Here is a 25,028-nt window from a genome sequence, read left to right as displayed (position 1 = left end):
GTTGGCGGGTTCGTGCTAGTCGTCTGCCATTTTGAGCCCGGCTTTTTCGGCGCCGCCGAACTCGGCATCGATGTGGACGACGTCACGGCCGGCCCGCTGCAGCAGGCTCGCCGCGATGGAGGCGCGGTAGCCGGAGCCGCAGTGCACCCACAGGCGTCCGGCGGGCACCTGGTCCATGCGCCGGAGCAGCTCATGGAGCGGGATGTTCACGGCGCCTTCGATCCGGGAATCCTCATACTCGTCCGTGCGCCGGACGTCGAGGATTGCCTCGCCCTCGGGTTTCCGCAGCACCTCGTCCCATCCCACAACGGGGTAGGAGGACGTAGGCGCTGCCGGCGCCAGTTCGTCCGGTCCGGAACCGATGGCGGCGTCCGGATTGTCGATGCCGATGCGGGAGAGGTCCCGGATGGCGTTTTCGATGTCCTGGCGCTCGCCGACGAGGGTCAGCTGTTCGTCCCACGGCAGCACCCAGCCGAGGAAGGCGGTGAATTTGGTGCCGTCGCCGTACTCGAAGCTGGCGCTTCCGCTGAAGTGGTGGTTCGCGAAGGCCACCCGGTTCCGCAGGTCGACGACCCATTCTCCCTGCTCCAGCCGGGAGCGCAGTTCCTCCGGCGCCAGTGAGCCGGGCACCTCAAGGTTGGGCGGCGTGGGGCCGGCCTTGTTGATGGGTGCCATGTGGGCGTAGTAGGAGGGGTAGGCCGTGAGGTTGTGGATGAGCTCGCGGACAAAGTGGTCCTCGTCCTGGTCGGTCAGGGCGTGGTTGTCCCGCAGCTGCTCGCCGATCGTGGAGGAGTCAGCGCCGGTGGCCGGACCGGAGGAGCAGAAGGAGCCGAAGCCGTGCGTGGGATAGAGGCCGGCGTCTTCGTCCGCTTCTGCCACAAGCCGCCGCACGGAGGCGTACTGGTGGTGGGTCAGCGGCACGGTGTCCTGCTCGCTGACCAGGTCCGTGCGGCCGACCGAACCGTAGAGCAGGCTGCCGCCGGAGAACACCGCCTCCCGGTCGCCGTCGCTGATGATGTAGGAGAGGTGGTGATGCGTATGTCCGGGGGTGGCCACCGCCCTGAGGGTGAGCGTGCCGACCTGCACCGTGTCTCCGTCCGAGATCGGCTGGCGGCTGTACGGGACGTCGTCGGCGGCGTTGACCAGGTAGGCCGCTCCGTGGTCCTTGGCGAGCTGCAGGCCGCCGGTGACGTAGTCGTTGTGGATGTGGGTCTCCGCGACGTGGGTGATCCGCACGCCGGCGTCCGCAATAGCTTTCTCCACCCGGTCGGTGTCCCGCTGGGGGTCGATGACCACGCCGGATGCGCCGTCGTGGACCAGGTAGGTGCGGTCGCCGAGCTGCGGTGTCTCGATCGTGATGACTTCCATGCCGGATACCTCCTCCTCGCTGGGGCGATCTGTTCGCCACGTTACCGCTGGAGGTGCCCGCAGGGTACCCCTAGGGGTGTTTCCGGTCTAGGGCCCGGGGGCCTAGAGGAGGAAGGCCGGATCGATCAGGTCGAGCCGGGGGTCCCAGGGGTAGCTGCCGTCCTTCGGCCGGAACCGGGCCGGAATGCCGATTGCCACGGAATTGGCCGGGATATCGGTCACGACGACGGCGTTCGCGCCTATCGCGCAGTCGTCGCCGATGGTCACGGGGCCCAGGATGCGGCAGCCGGAGCCGAGCATCACCCGGTTGCCGATGGTCGGGTGGCGCTTCGTCTTGTCCAGCGCGCGGCCGCCGAGGGTGACGCCCTGGTACATCATCACGTCGTCCCCGACGATGGCGGTTTCCCCGATGACGATCTTGGTGCCGTGATCGAGGAAGATGCGCCGGCCGAGAGTCGCCGCGGGGTGGATCTCGATGCCGGTGAGGAACCGGGTGAACTGGGACAGCAGCCGGGCGGGCGTCCGCAGGGCCGGCCGGCGCCACATCGCGTGGGCGATCCGGTGGGCCCACACCGCATGCACGCCCGAGTACGCCGCCGCGACCTCAACGTCGGAGTTGGCCGCGGGGTCCTGGGCCCGGGCGGCCTTGAGGTCCTCGCGCATCAGGGCCAGCAGGCCGCTCGTGGCCATCGTCAATCAGCTCCTCGCCGTCGTGAATCTTGCTCCGGCAGGAAGCTGCCGCACCTTGCCCAAGAGAACATTTTAGGCAACGGCCCGGTGGCCCCGATTCATTCCCGCCGGCGGCCAAGCCGCTGTTCCCGCCCGGACCTTGCTCCGGGAGCCGCAGGCTCTGGAGGTCACGCAGGGCAGCCACTAGGCTCGGTCGGTAGGGACACATCCCGTTCGATGAGGAGCGTGAGGCGATGGAGCCGATCGACGTGACCGTCAACGGCCTGGCGCGCAGGTCCGCGGCGGGCCCGAACACCAGCCTGCTGGACTGGCTGCGAGGCGAAGGCCTGACCGGTGCCAAGGAGGGCTGCGCCGAGGGCGAGTGCGGGGCCTGCGCCGTGCTGGTCGCGCGGCCGGACGGGCCGGACCGGACCCGGTGGACGGCGGTCAACTCCTGCCTGCCGCCGGCCCCGGCTTTCGACGGCGGGGAAATCGTCACGTCCGAGGGGCTCGGCACCGCCGCCGGAGCGGCGGCCGAGGAGCTGCACCCCGTCCAGCGCGAGATGGCGGACCGCGGCGGATCGCAGTGCGGCTACTGCACGCCGGGCTTTGTCTGCGCCATGGCCGCCGAGTACTATCGGCCCGAACGCCGCGCCGGCGGCGGTGCCGGCGAACCGGAGCCGCACCACGGGCCCAATGGCTTCGACCTGCATGCGCTGAGCGGCAACCTGTGCCGCTGCACCGGCTACCGGCCCATCCGGGACGCGGCCTACGCGCTCGGAGACCCCGCGGCGGATGACCCGCTGGCCGCGCGCAGTGCCGCGGCGCCGCCGGCCGCCCGGCCGACGCATTCCGCCGCCGGAGGCTCGGAATTCCTCCGTCCGGCGACTCTGGGGGAGCTGCTTGACCGGCTCGAGCAGCAGCCGGACGCCCTGCTCATCGCCGGCGGCACTGACCTCGGCGTCGAGCGCAACCTCCGCCACTCGCGGCCGCCGCTGATCCTCGGCGTGGACCGGCTGGATGAGCTGCGCGGCCTCCACGAAGGCGCCGGATTCGTCGAGATCGGCGCCGCCCTGACCCTCAGCGAGATCGAGCGCGGGCTGGACGGGCGCATCCCGCTGCTCGGCCGGCTCTTCCCGCAGTTCGCCTCCCGGCTGATCCGCAACAGCGCCACGCTGGGCGGCAACCTCGGGACCGCCTCGCCGATCGGGGACGCGGCACCCGTCCTGCTGGCGCTCGACGCCACCCTGGTGCTCGCCTCGAAACGGGGCGAGCGGGAGGTGGCGCTCGCCGACTACTTCACCGGCTACCGGCGGAGCGTGCGCGAACCGGGCGAGATCATCCGGGCCGTCCGCATACCGCTCCCGCTGGCCGCCCGCACGGCATTCCACAAGGTCTCCAAGCGCCGCTTCGACGACATCTCCTCCGTCGCCGTCGCGTTCGCGGCAAGGTACGACGGCGGACTGGTCACCGATGTGCGCATCGGCCTCGGCGGCGTTGCGGCGACGCCGATCCGTGCCCGGTCCGCGGAGGAGGCCCTGGCCGGCAAGGAGCCGACCCGGGAAGCCGCTGCAGCGGCCGCGGCCGCGATGGCGGGCGAGGGCACGCCGCTCGATGACCACCGGGCCAGCGCCCGGTACCGAACCGCCATGCTCGAACAGGCCATGCTGCGCTTCTGCGCCGAAAGCCTGCCGGATCCGGAGGCCGCCCGATGAAGTCGCTCGCCGAACGCCCCGTCAATCCCACCGTCGGCCTGACCGTTCCGCACGAGAGCGCCGCGCTGCACGTGACCGGGACGGCGCTCTACACGGACGACCTGGTGGGCCGCATGCCCGGGTGCCTGCACGCCTGGCCGGTCCAGGCGCCGCATGCCCACGCCCGCGTCACCGCCCTCCGCACGGAACCCGCGCTGGCGGTTCCCGGCGTCGTCCGCGTCCTGACCGCCGCGGACGTTCCCGGCACCAACGACGCCGGCACCAAGGAGGACGAGCCGCTCTTCCCGGCGGAGGTGATGTACTACGGCCACGCCGTCTGCTGGGTGCTGGGCGAGACGCCGGAGGCCGCGCGCCTGGGCGCCGCCGCCGTCGAGGCCGAGTACGAGGTGCTGCCCTCGCTGCTGACGCTCACCGAGGCGATCGAAGCCGGCAGCTTCCAGGGCCACCAGCCCACGCTGTCCCGCGGCGAGGCCGCCGCCGCGCTCGAAGCCGCCCCGCGCCGCTTCGCCGGGACCTTTGAGTTCGGCGGCCAGGAGCACTTCTACCTCGAGACACACGCCTCGCTGGCCTACGTGGACGAGGCCGGCCAGGTGTTCATCCACGCCTCCACGCAGCACCCGTCGGAGACCCAGGAGATCGCCGCCCACGTGCTCGGCCGCTCCAGCAGCGAGGTCACCGTCCAGTGCCTGCGCATGGGCGGGGGATTCGGCGGCAAGGAGATGCAGCCGCACGGGCTCGCAGCGGTGGCCGCGCTCGGCGCCGTGCTGACCGGCCGCCCGGTCCGGCTGCGGCTCAACCGCACCCAGGACATGACGATGACGGGCAAGCGGCACCCGTTCCATGCCGAGTGGGAGGCGGGGTTCGACGACGAGGGGCGCCTCCGCGGGCTGCGCGCCACCATCACGTCCGACGGCGGGTGGTGCCTGGACCTGTCCGAGCCGGTACTGGCCCGGGCGCTGTGCCACATCGACAACTCCTACTTCATCCCGGACATCGAGGTCCGCGGGCGCATCGCGAAGACCAACAAGACCTCGCAGACGGCGTTCCGCGGGTTCGGCGGGCCGCAGGGCATGCTCATCATCGAAGACATCCTGGGACGCTGCGCACCGGCGCTGGGCATCGACCCGACCGAGCTGCGCCGCCGCAACCTGTACGTGCCGGGACAGAGCACCCCGTACGGCCAGCCGGTCCGGCACGCCGAGCGGCTGCTGGACATCTGGACCCGGCTCTCCGGGCTTGCCGACCTCGAAAACCGGGCCGCCGCCGTCGTCCGCTTTAATAAGGTGCACGAGCACACAAAACGCGGGCTGGCGATGACGCCGGTCAAGTTCGGCATCTCCTTCAATCTCACGGCCTTCAACCAGGCCGGCGCGCTGGTGCACGTCTACAAGGACGGCTCGGTGCTGATCAACCACGGCGGCACGGAGATGGGCCAGGGCCTGCACACCAAAATGCGCCAGGTCGCGGCGACGGCCCTGGGCATCCCGCTGCGCGGCGTGCGGCTCGCGCCGACCCGCACCGACAAGGTCCCGAACACGTCCGCCACGGCGGCGAGCTCGGGGGCGGACCTCAACGGCGGGGCGGTGAAGAACGCCTGCGACCAGATCCGCGACCGGCTGGCCGAGGTCGCAGCCCGCAGGTTCAACATCCACCCCGACGACGTGCGTTTCGTGGACGGCCGCGTCACCGGGATCGGCTTCCACGACCAGGACCTGGCCTTCGCCGAGGTGGTCAACGACGCCTACTTCCAGCGCATCCCGCTGTTCGCCGCCGGCTACTACCGCACCGAGGGCCTCCACTGGGACGCCGCGCGGATGCAGGGCGAGCCGTTCAAGTACTTCTCCTACGGGGCCGCGGTCTCCGAAGTGGAGGTGGACGGCTTCACCGGCGCCTACCGGTTCCTGCGCACCGATATAGTGCACGACGTCGGCGATAGCCTTTCGCCGCTGGTGGACCTTGGGCAGATCGAGGGCGCGTTCGTCCAGGGGTCGGGCTGGCTCACCCTCGAGGAGCTGCGCTGGGACACCTCGGACGGGCCGGACCGGGGCAGGCTGGCGACGCAGGCGGCGAGCACGTACAAGCTGCCCAGCTTCTCCGAGATGCCGGATGTGCTCAACGTCCACCTCTACGAACGGGCCACCGAGAGCGGCGTGGTGTACGGCTCCAAGGCGGTGGGGGAGCCGCCGCTGATGCTCGCTTTCAGTGTGCGCGAGGCGCTGCGCGCGGCGGCCGCGGCCTTCGGACCCCCGGACCGGCCGCTCGAGCTGGCCAGCCCGGCCACGCCGGAGGCCGTGTTCTGGGCGCTCCAGGGGGCGCGCGACGCGCTCAAGGAAACGGCCGAGGACGCCGCCGCGGGAGCCAGGAGGCGGTAAGCGTGGATTGGCTGGAAGCCGTGCGGAGCCTGCGCGAGGAGGGCAGGCCGGGGGTCCTCGCCACCGTCGTTTCGGTGCGGGGCCATGCCCCGCGGGAGGCGGGGGCGAAGATGGTCATCGCGCCGGACACCACCTGGGACAGCATCGGTGGCGGCAACCTGGAGGCCGAGGTTATCGACCGCGCCCGCGCCATGATTGCCGGAGGGGCAGGGCTGCCCGAGACGATGGCCTTCGCGCTCAACGAGCACGTCGCGAACCGCCACGGCCGCCAGTGTTGCGGCGGCGAGGTGCAGGTGCTGCTGGAACCGCTGGCGGTGGAGCCCGTCGTCGCCATCTTCGGGCTGGGCCACGTCGGCTACGAACTCGCCCGCATCCTCTCCCGGCTGCGCCTGCGCCTGCACCTGGTCGACAGCCGTGCGGGTCAGCTCGACCCGCTGCGGCTGGCGGACGTGACCGCCGGGCCCGCCGCCGTCGTCGTGCACCATGCCCCCGCCCCCGAAACCGTGCTCCGCTCCCTCCCGGCCGGTGCGCACGTGTACGTGATGACCCACGACCATGCGGAGGACTTCCTGCTGTGCGACGCCGCGCTGCACCGGGGCGGCCTGGACATCGGGCTTATCGGGTCTGCCGCCAAATGGGCGCGGTTCCGCAAGCGGCTGCTCGCGGAGGGGCACGACGACGTGGACGGCATCCGCTGTCCGGTCGGCCTGCGCGGCATCGCGGACAAGGCTCCGGCCGCCATCGCCGTATCGATCGCCGCCGAGCTGCTTGGGAGTTTGGACCGGTCCTCTGTCCGGTCCGCGGGCAGGACCCCGGCCGTGCCGGCGCGGGCTCTGTCGGGCGGAGGGACCACCGGAGCAACGGACGCAGGTAGCGTTAAAGGATGAGCACAGCAGCCTCGCCAACCTTCACGCTCGGCGGCCGGTTCGCCCGGGACCTGGCCGAGCTGGCCCTGCCCTGGCAGGCGGAGGAGGTCGCCGACCCCCGCCTCCTGGTCCTCAACGAGCCGCTGGCCGGACAGCTGGGGCTGGATCCGGCCGTCCTGCGGTCGGAGGAGGGGCTGGCGCTGCTGACCGGAAACCGGCTGCCGGACGGCGCCACGCCGGTGGCGCAGGCCTATGCCGGGCACCAGTTCGGGTTCTACGCACCGCGCCTCGGCGACGGACGCGCCCTCCTGCTCGGCGAGGTCGAGGACACGGGCGGCCGGCTCCGCGACATCCACCTCAAGGGCTCCGGCCCCACGCCGTTCGCCCGCGGCGGAGACGGGTTTGCCGCCGTCGGCCCCATGCTGCGCGAGTACATCGTGAGCGAGGCGATGCACGCCCTCGGCATCCCCACCACCCGGTCGCTGGCCGTGGTGGCGACCGGCCGGCGGGTGCGCCGGGACACCGTGCTGCCCGGGGCGGTGCTGGCCCGGGTGGCGGAGAGCCATCTGCGGGTGGGCAGCTTCCAGTACGTCCGGGCCACGGGCGACGCCGACCTCCTGCGCCGCCTCGCGGACCACGCCATCGCCCGGCACCACCCCGGCGCCGCGGAATCCGAGCAGCCGTACCTGGCGCTGTTCCGGGCGGTGGTCGCCGCGCAGGCGGCGCTCGTGGCGCGCTGGATGCTCGTGGGCTTCATCCACGGCGTCATGAACACGGACAACATGACCATCTCGGGCGAGACCATCGACTACGGGCCGTGCGCCTTCATGGACGCCTTCGATCCGGCCACGGTCTACAGCTCGATCGACGACGCCGGCCGCTACGCGTACCGCAACCAGCCGCTCGTCGCAGAATGGAACCTGGCCCGCCTGGCGGAGGCACTGCTGCCGCTGTTCCCCGGAACGGAGGACGAGGCGGTCGGTGCGGCCCAGGAAGCGCTCGCCGGCTTCCGTGAGCAGTACAGCCAGACGTGGTCGGCCGGGATGAGGGCCAAGCTCGGACTGCCGGCCGGCGTCGACGGGGAGGCAGCCTCCTCTCTGGTGGACGGGGCGATCGCCCTGCTGCAGGCCAGCCGCGCCGACTATACGTCCTTCTTCCGGACCCTGGGGGCTGCCGCCCGCGGCAACCCGGAACAGGCGCGGAACCTGGTTCCCGATACCGCGGCTTTCGATGCGTGGGCCGAGCGCTGGCGCGCAGCGGGTCCGGACGCGGAGGCCATGGACCGGGTCAATCCCGCCTACATTCCGCGCAACCATCTGGTCGAGGAGGCGCTGGCCGCCGCGACGGAGGAGGATCTGGAGCCGTTCGGGTCACTCCTCGAAGCGGTCACCCGGCCCTACGAGGAACGCCCCGGCCTGGCACGCTATGCCGCGCCGGCCCCGGAAGGCTTCGGTCCCTACCGCACCTTCTGCGGAACCTGACGGGGCGCTGCACGGAGTCGGCGTCCTTCGCCGCTGTGGCGCTTCCGGGACATAGCCCTAGCCCGCTGCGGGCTCGCCCTCGTCCGTCAACAGGTGGCACCAGGAATCCGTGAGCGTCTCCAGGCAGACTTCCCGGTCCGTGGTCCAGCCGGAGAGGAACCAGCGGCGCGAGAGGAATTCGAACTGGCCGAAGGCAAGCACACAGCGGACGCGGCGCGACTCCGGGCTGAACCGCCCGGCGCGGTCCAGGCCTTCCCGCATCGAGGCCGTGACGTCCTCGAACCACGACTCGATCTTGTCGGCGACCTGCGGTTCGCCCGCCGCTGCCTGGTGCGCGACCAGAATGTAGGGGCGGATGACCTGCCACTGGTCGAACTTGCTGTCGAGCCACGCGCGCACCAGGTCGCGCCGGCCCAGCTCAACCACGGTGGAAAGGGGCGGGTTGTCCACCGTGGTGAGGATCTGGTCCACGGTGGTGATCAGCTCGGACATCAGCTCCGCTTTCGAGGAGAAGTGGAGGTAGAACGTCGTCCTCGTAGTACCCGCCGCCGAAGCGATGTCGTCGATGGTCGTCGCCGGGTAGCCCTTCGATTCGAAGAGCTCCAGCCCCTTGTCCAGGAGCAGCTGGCGCGTCTGCTGCTTTTGCGCTTCACGGAGGGTTGCCATGCCCCTCAGGATAGCCGAGGGGCTGTGACTGGAACCACTTACTTGCCGAGGTGAAGTTTTACTTGACACTGTGTTGTGCGAGCGCCATGCTTGTTGCGCGAATCACAGCTGGCTGTGACCGCGACTACGCAAGCTTCGATCTCGTTCATCCACAAGGAGACCTCCATGAGCCATGATCGCGGGACACTCACGTCCCCAGGCCAGTCCTACCCGCCGTCCGCGGAGCCGGCCCGGCCGGTGAACGCCCGGGCCAGGGGCACCTTGGCAGCTGCTTCCCTGGCCGTCATGGTGGCGCAGGTTGCCAACGCCCTGCCCGGCGCGCTCAACGGCGAATTCCAGCTGACCTTCAACTCGTTCGGCTCGCAGCTGACGTGGATCACCGCCGCGTTCATGATTCCAGTGGTGGTGTTCGAGCTGACCTTTGGCGTGCTTGGCGACAAGTTCGGCCACCGCAAGCTGGTCCTCGGCGGCGCCGTGCTGGTTGTCCTCGGTTCGCTGATGTGCGCGTTCTCGCCGAGCATCCAGGCGATGTGGGCGGGGTCGGCGCTCAACGGCCTCGGTGCGGGCGCGATCTTCCCGGCGTCGCTGGCGCTCGTCGCATCGGTGGCACGAACCATGCAGGAACGCGTGCGCGGCATCGCCATCTGGGCCGGCTTCCTCTCCGCGGGCTCCGCCGTCTCCCCGCTGCTCGGAGGCGTCTTTGCCGGCTTCGGCTGGTGGCGCGGCGCCTACCTCGTGGTGGCGCTGGTCAGCGTAGCGGCAATGCTCCTGACCATCTTCCGCTCCGCGGAGGCCAAGGTCGCCGAGGGACGCCGGCTGGACCTGTGGGGGCAGATCACCTTCGCCCTCGGCCTGATCCTGGTGCTCTTCGGGCTGGTCCAGGGGCCGGAAGACGGGTGGACCGCCACGCACATCATCGGCGCGCTCGTAGCCGGCGCCGTCCTGCTGGCCGTCTTCGTGGCCATTGAACTGCGGGTGGAATCCCCGCTGCTCGAACTGCGGCTTTTCCTGAACCGCCAGTTCACGGTGTCCTCGCTCGTCGCCGTGGTCGGCATGTTCGCCTTCCTCGGCGCCTGCTTCTCCACGAGCATGTGGCTCGGTCCGGTGCAGCACCAGAATCCGCTGTTCCTCGGACTGCTCTTCCTGCTGCTGCAGGGGCCGGCGTTCGTCCTGATCCCCGTGCTATCCCGGCTGCAGCACCGCGTCCCGGCGCGCTGGCTGTTGACCTTCGGCTTCCTGGCCATGGGCGCCGGCGCGTTCATGAACTCCACCGCCGACGTCGCCAACCGGGATGTCAGCGTGTTCGTCCTGCCGTCCCTGCTGGTGGGACTTGGCTTCGCCTTCACCCTCAGCCCGATGACGGCGATCGCCGTGAACTCGGTGCCGCGGGAAATGACCGGCATGGCCAGCGCCACCACCAACCTGCTGCGCGACCTCGGCTTCGCCCTGGGGCCGGTGCTCGTGGGTGCCATCGCCCTGAGCTCCGCCGGCGGCCAACTGATGGCCACGCTCCAGAACTCGGGCCTGCCCGCGGACCAGCTGGGTCCGGCCATGGGCATCGCTCAAGCCGGCGGCCCGATCGCCCTCAACAGCCTCCCCGAAGGCGTCCCGGGCGCCGCGGCCGGCCAGCTCGCCATGGAGGCGCTTGGCAGCGGGTTCACCCAAGCCTTCCTCGTAGTGGCCGCCGCCGCCCTGGCCGCCGCACTGCTGAGCTGGTTCGGGCTTGGCGGCCGGCGTGACGTCGCCGCGGACCCGGCAGCCGGAGCAGCAGAGCAGCTCGAGCCCGCACCCTAAAGAAGGACACAACAAAGAAGGGCACGGCGCGGCCACTCCGGCCGGCCGGTCCCGACCCTTCGTCCTCCCGGGGCGGCGCCTGAGCCAGGCGCCGCTTCGGGCTCTCCGGGCATCCGGCAGCCTGCCGGAAGTTCCGTTTGTACAGCTTCTGCCTCCGGTGTACTGCTTTACACGTCAAGCGTCGCGCTGACGTGCGCTTCCGTAAGACTTGACCACTAAAGATGTGCAGCAGGGAAGAGGTGGCGCAGAGGTGGACCGCGGCATTGGCCAGAATAGGTTGCATGAGTTTGCGGCGGCGCATCAGCCGGGACATAACGACGGGGGTGGACCGGTCCGCGGCGGAGGGGGGCTTTGCGCTGGATCCTGCGCAGCGGGCCGTCCGTGACCGCTTGCTGCTGATGCGTGACGCGGCCCCCATGTAGCGCTCGGTCGAGGTAGCGCTTAGTCGAGCAGGGGCAGGTCTGCCGGCGTGTCCACATCCGCCGCCGAGCCGAGGTCGGAGCAGTCCACGAGATCGACCAGCTCGGCATGCCTGCGCAGATAATTCCGGGCGCCCGCGTCTCCGGCCGCCTCGGCAGCAGCCTCGACGGCCAGCGAAGCGTCGAAGACCAGCGGGTGCCCGCGCTGCAGCCTCGGCTCCGCCGGCCGGACCGTCCCCGCAGCGGGTGCCGGGCGGCGGTGTCCGGCTGCGCCGCCGTCGGGGTTTTCGCCGACCGTCGCTTCGGCACGGTACGCGGCGGCGGTGACACGGCCGGCCCGGTGCCTTTCCAGCAGCCGCCGGATCAGTACGGCACTCACGCCGGGCTGGTCCACGAGCGCCACGAGGACTGCCTCCGCTCCGTCGGCCGCCGCCACGCCGAGGCGGAAGGATGAGCCCATGCCGCTGGCCCAGTCTGCGTTGCGAACCACGCGGTAGTCCTCCAGCCGGCATTGCCGGATCACCTCGTCCGCCCCGGCCCCCAGGACAATAACGACGTCGGAGCAGCCTCCCGCGCGCAGCTCGCCGGCCACGTGCTCCACCAGCGGCCGTCCGCGGAAGGGCAGCAATGCCTTCGGTCCGCGGCCGAGCCTGCTGCCGCCGCCGGCAGCCAGCAGGACCGCCACGGCCCTCACGGCCGCCCGCCGCACACGTACAAGGACCGGGCGAGGCGGCGGAAGTGCCGGCCGGAGCCCCCATCGTCTGAGCGCAGGCAGGAGCTTTCGCCGCCGGCAGGCGGATGCAATGGCCCGGTCGAAGGGTCTGTAGGGGAGGGAACTGGCCTTGCGGGGGCGCGCCGGGAGGTCGTGTTAAGAAATGTTACGTTCCGAATGGCCCGCCGGCCCTCAATGGCGCCGTGCGGGACAGGGCGGGTCATCGGGGCGCCCACAAGGGCTGATGCTCCTTCGCGCCCGGGGAGGCCTCGTTTGCGCCGCAACGACGGGACTTTTGCCCCCTGTTGCGGGACGCCGTACCGGTTGCGCCCGAGCGGTATCCGCATAGCCGAAGCCTTCCCTTCGAAAAGCGGATTGGCGTCGAGGGAAAGCGTGATGTCGCTCACATGGCCAAGTTGGCGCATTCCGGCGGCGTTAGGACGGAAGGCCTTGTCGGCGCCCGCAAACCCCGCGGGGGGAAGGCCTCTGGCGGTCGGCACCATGGGTGGATCCTGGTTTATCTCGATTTGGTTACGGTCCAGTCATTGCATAGGCTAGCTGCCGATAGCAGGCGCGACACGCCAAGGTGAAGATCACGATTTGGTCTCACCATAACGGTGCGGTAACGTTGCATCGCGTGCGGGGGTCCGTGTAACCCGCACTAGGGGATTCGGCGATAACAGCCGAGCCAATCTTTGAAAAACCGAATATGCTCGACGCTGCCCACACCATACGCCGTCAACATGGCAGACGTCGGAATTGACCTCGATTACGAGCGGTTGACGGTGGCGCAATGAAGTCCGGGGACGGATGGAGCGAAGGTGGCCCTGCGGAGCATCGTGAACTCTAAGAACAACAAGAACCTCAGCCGTGCCCTCCGTGGCGGACTCGCAGCCGTAGCCCTGACGGGCGCAGGCGTAGCCATGGTCGGCGCACCGGCCAATGCTGCCGACACCGCCACTTGGGACGCCCTCGCAGAGTGCGAGAGCAGCGGCAACTGGAGCATCAACACCGGCAACGGCTTCTCGGGTGGACTGCAGTTCACGCCGAGCACCTGGGCCGCCTTCGGTGGCACCGGCAGCCCGGAGAATGCCAGCAAGGCTGAGCAGATCGCCGTGGCCGAGAAGGTCCAGGCCACGCAGGGCTGGGGCGCCTGGCCCGCATGCTCGGCCAAGCTGGGCCTGCAGGGCGGCGGCGGAGCCCCGGCTCCCGCTCCGGCAGAAGCACCGGTCGAGGTGAACGTGGCACAGGTTCCGACCGAGGCTCCGGCTCCCGCCCCGGCACCGGTCCAGGCCGAAGCCCCGGCTCCGGTCCAGGCTGAAGCTCCCGCTCCGGCTCCCGCCGTGGCCCCCGTCAGCGGCGAAACCTACACCGTCCAGGCTGGCGACACCCTGAACACCATCGCCTCCAAGCTCGGCATCGAGGGTGGCTGGCAGGCACTGCACGCTGCCAACACTGACACCGTCAGCAACCCGAACCTGATCTTCGTGGACCAGGTTCTGCAGCTCCCGGCCAACTAAGGCCTGGCTGACCGCAGCCAGCGGCTGCGTTCGAAGCACCGGAAAGCCCCGCACCGACACGATCGGTGCGGGGCTTCCTGCTGTCCGAAGGGTGTTGTTGCTCTCATTGGCTCCGGCCGCGGAACCGGTGGCGTGGCCGGCAGGTTGTCTAGGAGGAAGAGCCGGCAATGAAGAGGGCAGCACGATGGTGGCAAACGACGGACAGGGAGTCTTCGAGATCATGGTGGTGATGGTGCACATCGCATTCATCGCCTTCCTGCTGGGTAGTGCGCTCAGCAACCTGTTCCGCCTTCCGTGGTTTGTCTACGGCGAGGAGCCCTCGCCCGCGTTCCAGCGCTGGACAGGCGCGGGCGAACTAGGGCTCGCAGTGGTCATCAGCCTGCCGTATTTCTGGCAGGCCGGCGCGCCCGCCGCGGTGCTGGTCGCCTTGGCCTACGGTGCGGCGCTGGGCGTCCTGGCGCTGTGGCACTGGCGCAAGGACCACGCCGTCCGGTTGTCCAGCCTCGTGACTCCGGCCGCAATCGCCCTCGCCTTCGGCATGCTCGCATTGGCGGGGCTGGCGGCCGACCCGCCTCCGGCGGGCGCCTGAACCCGGAAACCGGGAATTGTTCCTCTTCTCCCGGCCGGGGCTCGTAGACTGGCCGCATCCGAGCGAGAGGACCGTACCTGAGCCATGGCCGCCGTCGAAAGCAACGCAGGCACAGCAAGCAACCCGGGCACAGCCAGCCGACCATGGTTGGAAAACTACCAGCCGGGCGTTCCCGCGGACATCGATCTTCCCGCCGATTCCTTGCCTGAGATGCTCGCAGCGTCGGCCCGCCGGTTCGGCCGCAGGACCGCGCTGGACTTCTTCGGCGCCGCCACCAGCTACCGTGAGCTCGGCGACCAGGTGCAGCGGGCGGCCGAGGGGCTGCGCCGGCTGGGCGTGGGCCCGGGCCACCGGGTGGCCCTGGTCCTGCCCAACTGCCCCCAGCACGTGGTGGCCTTCTATGCGGTACTCCGGCTCGGCGCCGTCGTTGTTGAACACAACCCCCTCTATACGGAGCGCGAGCTGCGCCACCAGTTCGAGGACCACGGCGCCACCGTGGCCATTGTGTGGAACAACGTGGTGGAGAAGATCCAGGGCTTCCCCCGTGACATCGCGGTGGACACCATCGTCTCCGTGGACATCGTCCGAGCGATGCCGCGGACCAAGCGGCTGGCGCTCAGGCTGCCCGTCCCCAAGGCGCGCAGCGCGCGCAAGGCGCTGACCGCCGTCGTCCGAGACACCATGCCCTGGGAGAAGCTGCTCCGGAACAAGCCGCTCCGGCGCGGCTACCCGCAGCCCGGCGTCGAGGACCTCGCGGCGATCCAGTACACCTCGGGCACCACGGGCCATCCCAAGGGCGCCATGCTGACCCACCTGAACCTGCGGGCCAACGCCGAGCAGGGCCGGGCCTGGATGCATGGAGCCCGGGAGGGCAAAGAGGTGATGTACGCCGTGCTGCCGATGTTCCACGCCTTCGGCATGACCCTGCACCTGACCTTCGGGATCCTCACAGGATCGCGCATCGTGCTGTTCCCCAAGTTCGATGTGGACCTGGTGCTGGCGGCGGCGAAGAAGCATCCTCCGACCATTTTCTGCGCCGTTCCGCCGATCTATGAACGCACCGCCCGGGAGGCGCGGAAGCGCGGCGTGGACATCAGCTCGGTCCGCTTCGCCATTTCGGGGGCCATGAACCTGGCGCAGGAAACGGTTGACCTCTGGGAGAGCACCGCCGGCGGCCTGCTGGTCGAGGGCTACGGCATGACCGAGGCCTCGCCCGTGGCGCTGGGCAATCCGTTCGCGGAGACCCGGCGCAACGGCAGCATCGGGGTCCCGTTCCCGAGCACCGAAATGCGCGTGGTGGATCCGGAACACCCAGCCAACGACGTCGAGCCGGGCCAGCCGGGGGAACTGCTGATCCGCGGTCCCCAGGTTTTCCGGGGTTACTGGGGCAAGCCGGAGGAGACGGCGGCCACCCTGCTCGACGGCGGATGGCTGCGGACCGGCGACATCGTCACCGTAGGCACGGACCACAATGCCACGATTGTGGACCGGAAGAAGGAACTGATCATCACGGGCGGCTTCAACGTCTCGCCCTCCGAGGTGGAGGATGCGCTGCGCTCGCATCCGGACGTGGTCGAAGCCGCGGCCGTGGGACTGCCCCGGGCGGCCGGGGGCGAGGACGTGACGGCCGCCGTCGTGCTCCGCCCGCAGGCGACCATCGATGAGTCCGCCCTCCGCGAGTACTGCCGGGGGCGGCTGGCTGCGTACAAGGTCCCGCGCCGGATCGTGCCCGTGGACGAGCTGCCCAAGTCGATGCTGGGCAAGGTGCTGCGCAAGAAGGTCCGGGAGCAGCTCGCCCGGTAGCCGTCGGCGCCCGCCCGCGACGGGCCGGGGCTGCGCGGGTACCCTGAAGGATAACGGCACCACCAAGTAATTTCCGGCACCGGCCGGGAGCAGCGGGGAGGCTGGCGTGCGCAGGACGATCGGGGAACGTTTACGGGCTTGGCCGCAGCTCATGGCGCGGCTCCTGCAGGGCGCGCCGTGGTGGGTGTTGCTGGCGCTGGGACTGTTCTCCAGCGGACTCGGCGTGTTCCTGATCCTCGACCCGGTGGCCTCGTTGAACCGCTACGCGCTGTCGATCGGCCTGGGACTTGTGCTCTCGGGCCTGGCGGACCTCGCGGCCGTTCCGCGCTCGCCGCGGCGGCTCAGGCTGCCGGTGGTGGCGATCGCCTGGATCCTCGCGGGCCTGGCGGTAGCGGCCTGGCGCGATGTGCAGGTGGCCGTGCTGGTGGCGATCGGGGTGTGCGCGCTCGCCGCCGGCGCCGTCAGCCACCTGTCCATGCTGCGCCGGGTTGCGGGGGCGGAACGGCGGACGGTGCTGCTGCTGGGCCTCCTCGACGCTGCGCTGGCAGTGCTGGCGCTGCTCCTGCCCATGCTGACGCTGCTGGGCATCACCATGCTCTTCGGCGTGCGCACGCTGTTTCCGGCGTCCGGCTGACCTACGCGGTCATCACCTCGCTGCGGTCGCACCGCGGACCGGAGGCGGTGCCGGGGACCTGAGCGGCGCCAGGTGTACTCAGCCAGCAGGCCCGTCATCCTGGATCAGGAAGGACTTCAGGTCCAGCTCGAGCTCCTGCCGCCAGCGCAGCACCTCCTGGGCCAGGCCGTTGTCGAAGACCTGCCGGAAGCGGGTGGCCGGGACGGCGACGCTGACCGCCCCGAGCTCCTCGCCCGCGCCGTTGTGGATGGCCACGCCCAGCGCGCTCACGCCCTCCTCCGTGCCTTCGAAGTTGGCTGCGAAACCGTTCTGCCGGATTGCCTCGAGCTCCCGGAGGAAGCCGGGGTACTCGACGTCGGGGATGAGGTCGCCGCCGGCGGCCACGGTGCCGGCGGTGCCGGAGCTGTCGGGGCGGAAGAGCTGATGCAGCTGGGCCGGCTCCAGTTCCGCGAGCATGGCCTTGCCCCCGGACGCGCTCCGGGCCGGCAGGACGGCCCCCTGGCGGTCGCCGATACGCAGGATGTTGGTGCCCTCGACCGTGCTGAGGAACCGTGCCTGGCTGCCTACCCGGATCATGAGGTTGACGGTCTCGTTCACGCGCGAGGCGAGCAGTTCCAGGTGCGGCTGGCAGATCCCGCGGAGCTGCGTGGTCCAGCTGACCCCTGCCGGGGCGGCGTCCAGCGAGGGGCCGGGCAGGTACTGCTTGGTTTCGTCCTGGACGGCGAAGCCGCGGTAGACCAGCATGGCGAACAGCCGGTGCGCCGTCGATGGAGCGACGCCGAGCTCCGCGGCTGCGTCCTTGAGCCGCACCCTGCCGAGGTCCCGCAGCAGCTGCAGCAGTTGCAGTGCGTTGTCCACGGCCTCGATGGCGTAGGTCGGCCTGGTGCGCTGGGCCTTCGTGTTCTGCATATCAGAAGCTTAGGGCGGCCCGACCCAGCCCGACATGGAGTTTTTGCCCGGGCGTGATCTGGGGCATAATTCTGGCTGTCAGAATTAGGATGTGGTGATCGACACATTGCCCGCACAGTTGTGACAGCAGCGCTGCACGCTTTTCGCGTGCTCCGATTGGGGGAGTGCGCCCGCGCTGCCGCACCTTAAGACACGAGGAAGTGACATGAAACGAACGTTCTTGACTCTCTTGGCCGGCGTCTCCGCGCTCGGCCTGGCGGCCTGCGGGTCAGGCTCGCCCAGCGGCGGGGAAGCTCCGCAGGGCAGCGCCTCCGCAGGCGCCGGCGACCTCACCAAGGTCACGGTGGGGGTCATCCCGATCGTTGACACCGCCCCGCTCTACCTGGGCGAGGAGAAGGGCTTCTTCAAGGAGGAAGGGCTCGACCTGGACATCCAGACGGTCGCCGGCGGCGCCGCGGCCATCCCGGCCGTTGTCAGCGGCGGCTTCGACTTCTCCTTCGGCAACGTCGTCTCGGTGATGGTGGCCAACGACAAGGGCCTGGACATCAAGCTGGTGGCCAACGGCAACTCCACCTCCGGCGACACCAAGAAGGACTTCAGCGGCGTCGTGGTCAAGGAAGATTCGGACATCAAGTCGCCCAAGGATCTCGCCGGCAAGACCGTCTCGGTCAACACGCTCGCCAACATCGGCGACACCACCATCCGCAGCGTGGTCGAGGCGGACGGCGGCGACCCGGACAGCATCAAGTTCGTCGAGGTCGGCTTCCCCGACGCTCCCGCCGCGCTGGCCAACGGCCAGGTCGACGCCGCGTGGATCCTCGATCCGTTCCTGTCCAAGGCCGTGGCGGACGGCGGCCGCGTGCTGTCCTACAACTTCGCCGACTTCGATCCCAACCTGGATATCTCCGGCTACTTCACCACCGGGGATAAGGTCAGCAGCGATCCGGAGCTCGTCGCGAAGTTCCAGTCGGCGATGAACAAGTCGCTGGAGTACGCGCAGGAGAATCCTCAGGAAGTGCGCGACATTGTCGGCACCTACACCAAGATCGAAGAGGCGGACCGGGCCGAGATGGCGCTGCCGACCTTCCGCAAGGACTTCAACATGGAGGCCGCGCAGAAGCTGGCGGATGCCGCCGTCAAGTACGGCACCCTGAGCAAGGAACCGGACCTGGGCGCGATCTACCCGTGATCTCCCGCGGTCCGGCAAACGGCTAGAAACAGCAGGCCCCTTTCCCTCGGGAAAGGGGCCTGCTGCCGCTGGCGGACGCGTTGAGGGCGCGCCTACTCCTCGTACTCCTCGGCTGCGTATTCCACGGCTTCCTCGGCGGCGCCGTGCGGGTACTCGTCATCCTCGTCCGGATTCACCGGGAGGGACTGCTCGAACAGGTCTGCCTCGTTGGCCTCGGGCGCGGCCGCAGGAGGGGCAAGGATGTCGTCGTCGCCGTCGTCCTCCGGCCCCGCCGGCATCTGCTGCCACTGGCGGTCGGCTTCCTCCGCCTCGGGCGAATAAGGCTCGTTGCTGCTGCTGGTCATGGTGCCCCTCCCTTTCCGTGCAGTGCTGTTCCTCTGGCCCTTCCAGTTCTAGACCCTGGAGCCGGATAACGCTACCCGCCCGCCACAGACTGGATGATCAGCAGTTCCTGGCCGGGACGAAGGTGCGTGCCGGTGCCGTCCAGCCCGCGGATGTCCTCCCCGTCCACGTACAGGTTCACATAGCGGCGGATGTCGCCGAGCTCGTTGCGCACCCGGCGGCCGAACACGGGGTAATCCGCCGCGAGCCTGTCCAGCACGCCGGCCACCGTGGCCGGCTCCTCCAGGCCCACCTGCAGTTCCCGCTGGTCGTCCATCACCTTCGCCAGCAGGCTGGGTACGACGACGGTGACCGACCGTGCTTCTTCCTCCGCCATGGCGCTCCTAACCGAGGGTGGCCGCGCGGACACACAGCACGTCCGGCAAATGCGAGGCGACTTCCACGAAGACGTCGCCCTCGTCCGCGCTGGCATAGACGCTGCCGCCGCGGGTGCCGAAGTACACCCCGGCCGGCTCCGCCTGGTCCACGCCGGCGGCATCGCGCAGCACGGCGTTGAAGTCGCTGTCCGGCAAACCGGTGGACAACCGCGTCCAGGAGGCACCGCCGTCGTTGGTCCGGTGGACCGCCAGATGCCCCTCCGGCGGAATCCGCTCGCCGTCCGCCTTGATCGGGACCACCCACGCCGTGCCTGAGGTGCGCGGATGCGTGAGCATGACGAAGCCGAAATCCGTCGGGAGGCCGTCAGCGATCGAGACCCAGGAGTCGGCGTTGTCGTCGGAGCGGTAGACGCCGTGGTGGTTCTGCGCGAAGAGCGTCTCCGGCTTGGCCGCATCCCGGGCGATCTTGTGGACGCACTGGCCTACTTCCGGATTCGGGTCCGGCATGAAATAGGCGGAGATGCCGTGGTTGCGGGCGGTCCAGCTCTGCCCTCCATCGGTGCTCCGGTAGACCCCGCCGGTGCTCATGGCGATGTGCACGGTCTGCGGATCCGCCGGACTGGGCAGCACCGAGTGGGCGGCGGCACCGCCGAAGCCGGCCCCCCACTGCTCCTTGTCCGGGTGGTTCCACAGGCTGCGGTTCAGCTCGAAGTGTTCGCCGCCGTCCGTGGATTTCCAGACCGAGATCGGCTCGCAGCCCGCCCACACCACGCCCGGCCGGTCCTCGGCGTCCGGATAGAGCTGCCAGATCCGTTCCAGCGCGGCGCCGTCCTCCTCCTCGAACCGGATCGCGCCGTGCTCCGGCTCGGCCCACGTGGCACCGAGGTCGTCAGAGTGGAAGACCGTGGGCCCCCAGTGCTCGGAGCGGGCGCCCACCAGCAGCCGCGTCCGGTCCCCGCGGCGGTCGATCCCGATGCTGGGCACCTCGTTCATCAGGAAGTGCGGTTCGGACAAGGTCCAGTTCGCCCGGTCCTGGCTCGTGGCCAGCCACAGGCCCTTCTTCGTGCCGATCGCGAGCAGGGTGGTTGCACCGTTGGCCATGGTCACTATTCGACCACCGGGGGACACGTCCTGCAACGGTTGTGCGGTGAACGGTCGGGCGTGCGGCAGAATAGGGGAGCCCGACCCGAACTGCACCGAGGAGCCACACGCCAGATGCCGGCCGCCAAAGCACAAAAGCCCGCATTATGGCTCTGGGTGCTGATCGGCGCGGCCATCCTGACGCAGACCGCGCTGAACCTGGCCCGCCCGGTGATTTCCTACAAGATCCTCGCCCTCGGCGGAGACGCGGCGGCGATCGGCGTCGTCACTGCTGTCTACGCCACGCTGCCGGTAATCGCCGCGCTCTGGCTGGGACGCGTGACGGACCGGCTGCACTCGCTGCGCGGAATGGTGGTGACCGGCGCGGCACTGCTGGCCGCCGCGGGGCTGCTGCTGGGCTTCGCACCGGCCATCGCCTGGATCGGCGCGGCCAGTGCGGTGCTGGGCATGGGGCACCTCGTTTTCACCATTGCCGGCCAGTCCGCGATTGCCCGCTACGCCCCGCTGGACCGGATGGACAGCGGCTTCGGCTGGTTCACCGCCGCCTTTTCCGGCGGCCAGCTGCTGGGACCGCTGATCGCCGGCCTGATGCTTGGAGGCGGCCAGGAGGCGGCCGGCGGTCACTGGATGTCCGACATCAATATGTCGCTCTACCTGGCGGCCGGCATTGCTGCCGCCGCGATGCCGCTGATGCTCGGCTACGCCCCGGGGCGGGCCCGGCGGCCGGGCAAGGCGGCGGAGCCGCCTCCCGCTACTGCGGACCATAACGACGGCGGGGGCACGCGGGCGGGCAAGCCCGATTCGGCGCTGTCCATCCTGCGCCAGCCCGGGGTCACCTGGAACATGGCGGCGTCGCTGGCGCTGCTGTCGATGATCGACATCCTGGTCGCGTTCCTGCCGCTGCTGGCGGAGGAGCAGGGCGTCGCGCCGGTCTTCGTCGGAATCCTGCTGGCCGTCCGCGCGCTCGCCTCGATCATCTCGCGCGTGATCCTGTACCAACTGCTGAACCGCTGGACCCGGTACCAGCTGCTGGTAGCGAGCCTGGCCGGGGCCGGGTTCATCATCGCGGCCGCACCGTTCCTGCTGGACCACCTGTGGATTGCCGGGGCCTGCCTCTTCGCCGGCGGTTTCCTGCTCGGGCTGGGCCAGCCGCTGACCATGACGCTGATCAGCAAGGCCGTCCGGCCCGAATCCCGCGGCGCCGCCCTCGCACTGCGCCTCCTCGGCAACCGCATCGGCCAGGTGGTGCTGCCGCTCGCGGCCGGCCTGGTCGCCGCTCCGCTGGGACCGGCCGGCGCCATCTGGTTCTCCTGCGCGGTCCTCGCCGCCGCCGGAGGAGCCCGGTACCTGCCCGGAGTCATCAAGGAGTAGCCGCCGTGCGGCCGCTACGCCGTGCAGCCGCCACAGCGGGGAGTTTCCGGCTGCAGCGGCCCGGTCCGGCGTCGATGCCCGCGCTGGGTCAGGCGAGCTTGGCGGCGACCAGTTCGGTCAGGTCCACCAGGCGGTTCGAGTAGCCCCACTCGTTGTCGTACCAGCCGACGATCTTGACCTGGTTGCCGATGGCCTTGGTCAGGCCCGAGTCGAAGATGCACGAGGCCGGGTCCGTGACGATATCGGAGGAAACCAGCGGTTCGTCGGAGTAGGTGAGGATGCCCGCCCACTTGGGGCCGGCGGCGGCCTCGCGGTAGGCGGCGTTGACCTCCTCCGCCGTGACGTCGCGGCCCACGGTCACGGTGAGGTCCGTGGCGGAGCCGGTCGGCACGGGGACGCGCATGGCGAAGCCGTCCAGCTTGCCCTTGAGCTCGGGGAGGACCAGGCCGATGGCCTTGGCCGCGCCGGTCGAGGTCGGCACCACGTTCACGGCGGCGGCGCGGGCGCGGCGCAGGTCCTTATGCGGCCCGTCCTGCAGGTTCTGGTCCGCGGTGTAGGCGTGGATGGTGGTCATCAGGCCGCGCTCGATGCCGAAGCTGTCGTTCAGCACCTTGGCCAGCGGGGCCAGGCAGTTCGTGGTGCAGGAGGCATTGGAAACGATGTTGTGCTTGGCGTCGTCGTACTCTGCGTCATTGACCCCCATGACCACGGTGAGGTCCTCGCCCTTGGCCGGGGCGGAGATCAGGACCTTGCGGGCGCCGGCCACCAGGTGCTTCTCGGCGTCGGCGGCATCGGTGAAGAAGCCGGTGGACTCGATGACGATGTCCACGCCGAGGTCCTTCCACGGCAGGTTTCCCGGGTCCCGCTCGGCCAGGACCTTGATGGTCTTGCCGCCGACCACGAGATCCGAGCCGCGGACCTCGACGTCGACGCCGAGGCGGCCCGTGACCGAGTCGTACTTGAGCAGGTGGGCCAGCGTCTCCGGATTCGTCAGGTCGTTGACCGCGACGACCTCGAGCTCCGCCTCCTGCTGGAGCAGGGCGCGGAAGTAGTTGCGGCCGATGCGGCCGAATCCGTTGATGCCAACTCGGGTAGCCATGGGAACTCCTTTTATTTAGTGTCTAAATTTATGTTCCTTTATTATTATTCGGAGTCGGACCCGCCAACGTCAAGAGGTACTTTGTGAGCAGCAGCGCCAGCACGCCCCAGGTCCTGCGCAGGACCAACCTCAAGGCCGTCCTCGACGTGATGAGGCACGGCGGAGCCTGCACGGGAACCGACCTGATCGACCGCACCGGGCTCACCCGCGCCACCGTGATCGCCGTGTGCGACGACCTGGTCCGCCGGGGCTGGGTCCGCGAGCTCGGGGCCGAGCGGAACGAGGGAGTCCAGAAGGGCCGGCCGGCGCGCCGCTTCGAATTCAACGGCGAGGCCGGCTGCGTGCTCGGCCTCGACCTCGGCGTCGCCACGGTCACCGCCCACGTGGCGGACCTGAAGGGCACAGTGCTCGGCCGCGCCGCGCAGCGGATCCCCGGCCGGGCCATGGAGGCTACGCCGGACGAACGCCTGGAGACCATCACCGGGACCGTCGACCGGGTGCTCGAGGACGCCGGATTGCCAACGACGGCGGTGCTCGCCGTCGGGATCGGTGTCGCGACCGTCGTGGACCGGCATGGCAACATCGCGGGCGGGCATCAGCTGTCGTCGATGTTCGACCTGGGCCTTCAGACCGAGGTGTGGCGCGACCGCGCCTGGCCGGTGCTGCTGGAGAACGACGCCAACCTGGCGGCATTGGCAGAGCGATGGCGGGGCATTGGCCAGGGCACCCAGGACCTGGCCGTCATGCTGGCCGGCGAACGGCTGGGCACCGGACTGATCGAGTCCGGGCGGCTGCTGCACGGCAGCAACGGCGGCGCCGGGGACGTGGGATCGCTGCAGCTGGTCGAAGGGGTGGGCAGCCAGGACGGTATCGCCCGGCTCGCCCGGCATTGGGGCACGCAGGCGCTGGCGGAGGGCCGGCCTACGCTGATCCGCGAGCTGGTCGGGCCCGGCACCACGCGCGTCTCCGCCCGCTTCGTCTTCGAGGCCGCGGCCCGGCAGGATCCGGTGGCGCTGCAGATCCTGGACAAGATCGCCCGCCGGATCGCCCGGGTCATCGCCGTGCTCGGCACCTTCCTCGACCCAGAACTCGTGGTCCTCGCCGGAGCCGTGGCAGACTCGGCCGCGGCGCTGCTGCCCACGATCAACCGGGAGCTGCCGTCCCTCACCGAGCGGCCGCCGCGCGTGGAGGTCTCCCGGCTCGGCGACGGCATCGTCGCCACCGGCGCCCTCCGGCTGGCGCTCGACTACGTCGAAGAGAACATGCCGTCCCTCACTCCGGGCGGGCAGCCGGCTGCGGTCGGCTAGTGCCCCCATCCGGTTTTCCGCTGGCCGCAGGACCGGCGCCGTGCTAGACCGGAAGGCGTCCGGGTAAGGGCCGGTTCCGCCCCGGCCGTCCGAAAGGAGCACTTCGCATGGCCCACCAGATCGGTTACTTCGTCGGCAGCCTCGCCTCCAACTCCATCAACCGCACGCTCTCCAAGGCGCTGATCAAGCTCGCGTCGGACGAACTCGAGTTCACCGAGATCCCGATCAAGGACCTGCCCCTCTACAGCCCGGACTACGACGCCGACTTCCCGGCTCCGGCCCGCGCCCTCAAGGAAGCCATCGAGGCGTCCGACGGCATCCTGTTCATCTCGCCCGAATACAACCGCTCCGTCCCGGGCGCCCTGAAGAACGCCATCGACTGGGGCTCCCGGCCGTGGGGCACCAACTCCTTCGCGCGCAAGCCCACCGGGATCATCGGTGCTTCGCCGGGCGGCATCGGCACGGCCGTCATGCAGTCCTCCATGCGCAGCGTGCTCAGCTTCCTCGATGCGCCGCAGCTCAACGCTCCCGAGGCCTACGTCAGGTTCGACCCGGAAGTGTTCGGCGAGGACGGCGAGGTGCACAACGAGGGCACGCGTGAGTTCCTGCGCCACTACATGGACGAGTACTGCGCTTTCGTGCAGCGGGTCCTGGCCGCCACGGCCCCCGGCCACATCGGCGACAAGCACCCGGACTCCTCGAAGTAAAGGGGAAATCCCCCTACG

23 protein-coding genes are annotated in these 25,028 nt (G+C 69.9%); 14 read left to right on the top strand and 9 right to left on the bottom strand.

The window, feature by feature from the left end; translation table 11 throughout:
* Positions 1-15: 15 nt before the first annotated feature.
* The gene (locus tag AHIS1636_RS04820) at positions 16-1,368 is read right to left on the bottom strand and encodes an MBL fold metallo-hydrolase (protein WP_264794675.1); all 1,353 of its coding nucleotides are present in this window, start codon (positions 1,366-1,368) and stop codon (positions 16-18) included.
* A gap of 102 nt (positions 1,369-1,470) precedes the next feature.
* Positions 1,471-2,058, bottom strand: coding sequence for a serine O-acetyltransferase EpsC (gene epsC / locus AHIS1636_RS04815; protein WP_264794674.1), 588 nt, complete (start codon positions 2,056-2,058; stop codon positions 1,471-1,473).
* Positions 2,059-2,291: 233 nt separating this feature from the next.
* On the opposite strand from epsC, the gene AHIS1636_RS04810 reads away from it, so the two are divergent.
* The 4 genes from AHIS1636_RS04810 to AHIS1636_RS04795 are packed head-to-tail and all read left to right on the top strand — an operon-like array spanning position 2,292 to position 8,471.
* Entirely contained in the window at positions 2,292-3,752 is a 1,461-nt protein-coding gene (locus tag AHIS1636_RS04810) for a xanthine dehydrogenase small subunit (protein WP_264794673.1), read from the top strand.
* Complete coding sequence (xdhB, locus tag AHIS1636_RS04805; RefSeq protein WP_264794672.1) at positions 3,749-6,124, top strand: xanthine dehydrogenase molybdopterin binding subunit; 2,376 nt, start codon at positions 3,749-3,751, stop codon at positions 6,122-6,124. Before AHIS1636_RS04810 ends, xdhB begins: the two co-directional genes overlap by 4 nt.
* 2 nt (positions 6,125-6,126) lie before the next feature.
* On the top strand, positions 6,127-7,011 hold the full coding sequence (gene xdhC / locus AHIS1636_RS04800; RefSeq protein ID WP_264794671.1) for a xanthine dehydrogenase accessory protein XdhC: 885 nt from the start codon (positions 6,127-6,129) through the stop codon (positions 7,009-7,011).
* Positions 7,008-8,471, top strand: coding sequence for a protein adenylyltransferase SelO (locus AHIS1636_RS04795; protein ID WP_264794670.1), 1,464 nt, complete (start codon positions 7,008-7,010; stop codon positions 8,469-8,471). The genes xdhC and AHIS1636_RS04795 overlap by 4 nt, the downstream gene beginning before the upstream one ends.
* A gap of 57 nt (positions 8,472-8,528) precedes the next feature.
* On the opposite strand, the gene AHIS1636_RS04790 is transcribed toward AHIS1636_RS04795, so the two are convergent.
* Complete coding sequence (locus AHIS1636_RS04790; RefSeq protein WP_264794669.1) at positions 8,529-9,137, bottom strand: TetR/AcrR family transcriptional regulator; 609 nt, start codon at positions 9,135-9,137, stop codon at positions 8,529-8,531.
* A gap of 165 nt (positions 9,138-9,302) precedes the next feature.
* Here AHIS1636_RS04790 and AHIS1636_RS04785 point away from each other — a divergent pair, with 165 nt between their 5' ends.
* Both AHIS1636_RS04785 and AHIS1636_RS04780 read left to right on the top strand, forming a co-directional pair.
* Entirely contained in the window at positions 9,303-10,931 is a 1,629-nt protein-coding gene (locus AHIS1636_RS04785) for an MFS transporter (RefSeq protein WP_264794668.1), read from the top strand.
* A 281-nt stretch (positions 10,932-11,212) separates the two neighbouring features.
* Positions 11,213-11,353, top strand: a complete 141-nt coding sequence (locus tag AHIS1636_RS04780; RefSeq protein ID WP_264794667.1) for a hypothetical protein — start codon at positions 11,213-11,215, stop codon at positions 11,351-11,353.
* A gap of 19 nt (positions 11,354-11,372) precedes the next feature.
* On the opposite strand, the gene nboR is transcribed toward AHIS1636_RS04780, so the two are convergent.
* Positions 11,373-12,044, bottom strand: a complete 672-nt coding sequence (nboR, locus tag AHIS1636_RS04775; RefSeq protein ID WP_264794666.1) for a nicotine blue oxidoreductase — start codon at positions 12,042-12,044, stop codon at positions 11,373-11,375.
* 857 nt (positions 12,045-12,901) lie between these two features.
* Here nboR and AHIS1636_RS04770 point away from each other — a divergent pair.
* From AHIS1636_RS04770 to AHIS1636_RS04755, 4 genes are all read left to right on the top strand, one after another.
* Entirely contained in the window at positions 12,902-13,582 is a 681-nt protein-coding gene (locus AHIS1636_RS04770) for a LysM peptidoglycan-binding domain-containing protein (protein WP_264794665.1), read from the top strand.
* 184 nt (positions 13,583-13,766) lie between these two features.
* Positions 13,767-14,171: a hypothetical protein gene (locus AHIS1636_RS04765; RefSeq protein WP_264794664.1), complete on the top strand. Its 405-nt coding sequence runs from the start codon at positions 13,767-13,769 to the stop codon at positions 14,169-14,171.
* 84 nt (positions 14,172-14,255) lie between these two features.
* Positions 14,256-15,974: a long-chain-fatty-acid--CoA ligase gene (locus AHIS1636_RS04760; RefSeq protein ID WP_264794663.1), complete on the top strand. Its 1,719-nt coding sequence runs from the start codon at positions 14,256-14,258 to the stop codon at positions 15,972-15,974.
* A 106-nt stretch (positions 15,975-16,080) separates the two neighbouring features.
* Positions 16,081-16,608, top strand: coding sequence for a DUF308 domain-containing protein (locus AHIS1636_RS04755; protein ID WP_264794662.1), 528 nt, complete (start codon positions 16,081-16,083; stop codon positions 16,606-16,608).
* 78 nt (positions 16,609-16,686) lie between these two features.
* Here AHIS1636_RS04755 and AHIS1636_RS04750 read toward each other — a convergent pair whose 3' ends face one another.
* Positions 16,687-17,517 carry an IclR family transcriptional regulator gene (locus AHIS1636_RS04750; RefSeq protein ID WP_264794661.1) on the bottom strand — a complete coding sequence of 277 codons (831 nt, stop codon included), beginning with the start codon at positions 17,515-17,517 and terminating at the stop codon, positions 16,687-16,689.
* Positions 17,518-17,722: 205 nt separating this feature from the next.
* On the opposite strand from AHIS1636_RS04750, the gene AHIS1636_RS04745 reads away from it, so the two are divergent.
* Entirely contained in the window at positions 17,723-18,706 is a 984-nt protein-coding gene (locus AHIS1636_RS04745) for an ABC transporter substrate-binding protein (RefSeq protein WP_264794660.1), read from the top strand.
* Positions 18,707-18,798: 92 nt separating this feature from the next.
* On the opposite strand, the gene AHIS1636_RS04740 is transcribed toward AHIS1636_RS04745, so the two are convergent.
* The 3 genes from AHIS1636_RS04740 to AHIS1636_RS04730 all read right to left on the bottom strand — a co-directional run bounded on the left by AHIS1636_RS04740 (position 18,799) and on the right by AHIS1636_RS04730 (position 20,526).
* Positions 18,799-19,050 (bottom strand): Rv3202a family protein, encoded by a 252-nt coding sequence (locus tag AHIS1636_RS04740; protein WP_264794659.1) that lies wholly within the window; start codon positions 19,048-19,050, stop codon positions 18,799-18,801.
* A 71-nt stretch (positions 19,051-19,121) separates the two neighbouring features.
* Positions 19,122-19,424 carry a MoaD/ThiS family protein gene (locus AHIS1636_RS04735; RefSeq protein ID WP_264794658.1) on the bottom strand — a complete coding sequence of 101 codons (303 nt, stop codon included), beginning with the start codon at positions 19,422-19,424 and terminating at the stop codon, positions 19,122-19,124.
* A gap of 7 nt (positions 19,425-19,431) precedes the next feature.
* Positions 19,432-20,526 carry a WD40/YVTN/BNR-like repeat-containing protein gene (locus AHIS1636_RS04730; RefSeq protein WP_264794657.1) on the bottom strand — a complete coding sequence of 365 codons (1,095 nt, stop codon included), beginning with the start codon at positions 20,524-20,526 and terminating at the stop codon, positions 19,432-19,434.
* A gap of 114 nt (positions 20,527-20,640) precedes the next feature.
* Between AHIS1636_RS04730 and AHIS1636_RS04725 the strand changes: the two genes are divergently transcribed.
* Entirely contained in the window at positions 20,641-21,897 is a 1,257-nt protein-coding gene (locus tag AHIS1636_RS04725) for an MFS transporter (protein ID WP_264794656.1), read from the top strand.
* 88 nt (positions 21,898-21,985) lie between these two features.
* Here the strand turns inward: AHIS1636_RS04725 and gap are convergent, their stop codons facing one another.
* Positions 21,986-22,996: a type I glyceraldehyde-3-phosphate dehydrogenase gene (gap, locus tag AHIS1636_RS04720; protein ID WP_264794655.1), complete on the bottom strand. Its 1,011-nt coding sequence runs from the start codon at positions 22,994-22,996 to the stop codon at positions 21,986-21,988.
* Positions 22,997-23,079: 83 nt separating this feature from the next.
* Here gap and AHIS1636_RS04715 point away from each other — a divergent pair, with 83 nt between their 5' ends.
* Both AHIS1636_RS04715 and AHIS1636_RS04710 read left to right on the top strand, forming a co-directional pair.
* On the top strand, positions 23,080-24,303 hold the full coding sequence (locus AHIS1636_RS04715) for an ROK family protein (protein WP_264794654.1): 1,224 nt from the start codon (positions 23,080-23,082) through the stop codon (positions 24,301-24,303).
* A 107-nt stretch (positions 24,304-24,410) separates the two neighbouring features.
* Positions 24,411-25,010 carry an NADPH-dependent FMN reductase gene (locus tag AHIS1636_RS04710; protein ID WP_264794653.1) on the top strand — a complete coding sequence of 200 codons (600 nt, stop codon included), beginning with the start codon at positions 24,411-24,413 and terminating at the stop codon, positions 25,008-25,010.
* The last annotated feature ends 18 nt before the right edge of the window (positions 25,011-25,028 follow it).

Origin of the sequence: Arthrobacter mangrovi (assembly GCF_026011795.1) — a bacterium.
In the GTDB taxonomy this organism is placed as follows: Bacteria; Actinomycetota; Actinomycetes; order Actinomycetales; family Micrococcaceae; genus Crystallibacter; species Crystallibacter mangrovi.
Note: the sequence above shows the minus strand (reverse complement) of the source record. Positions and strands in the feature narration are given on the sequence as shown.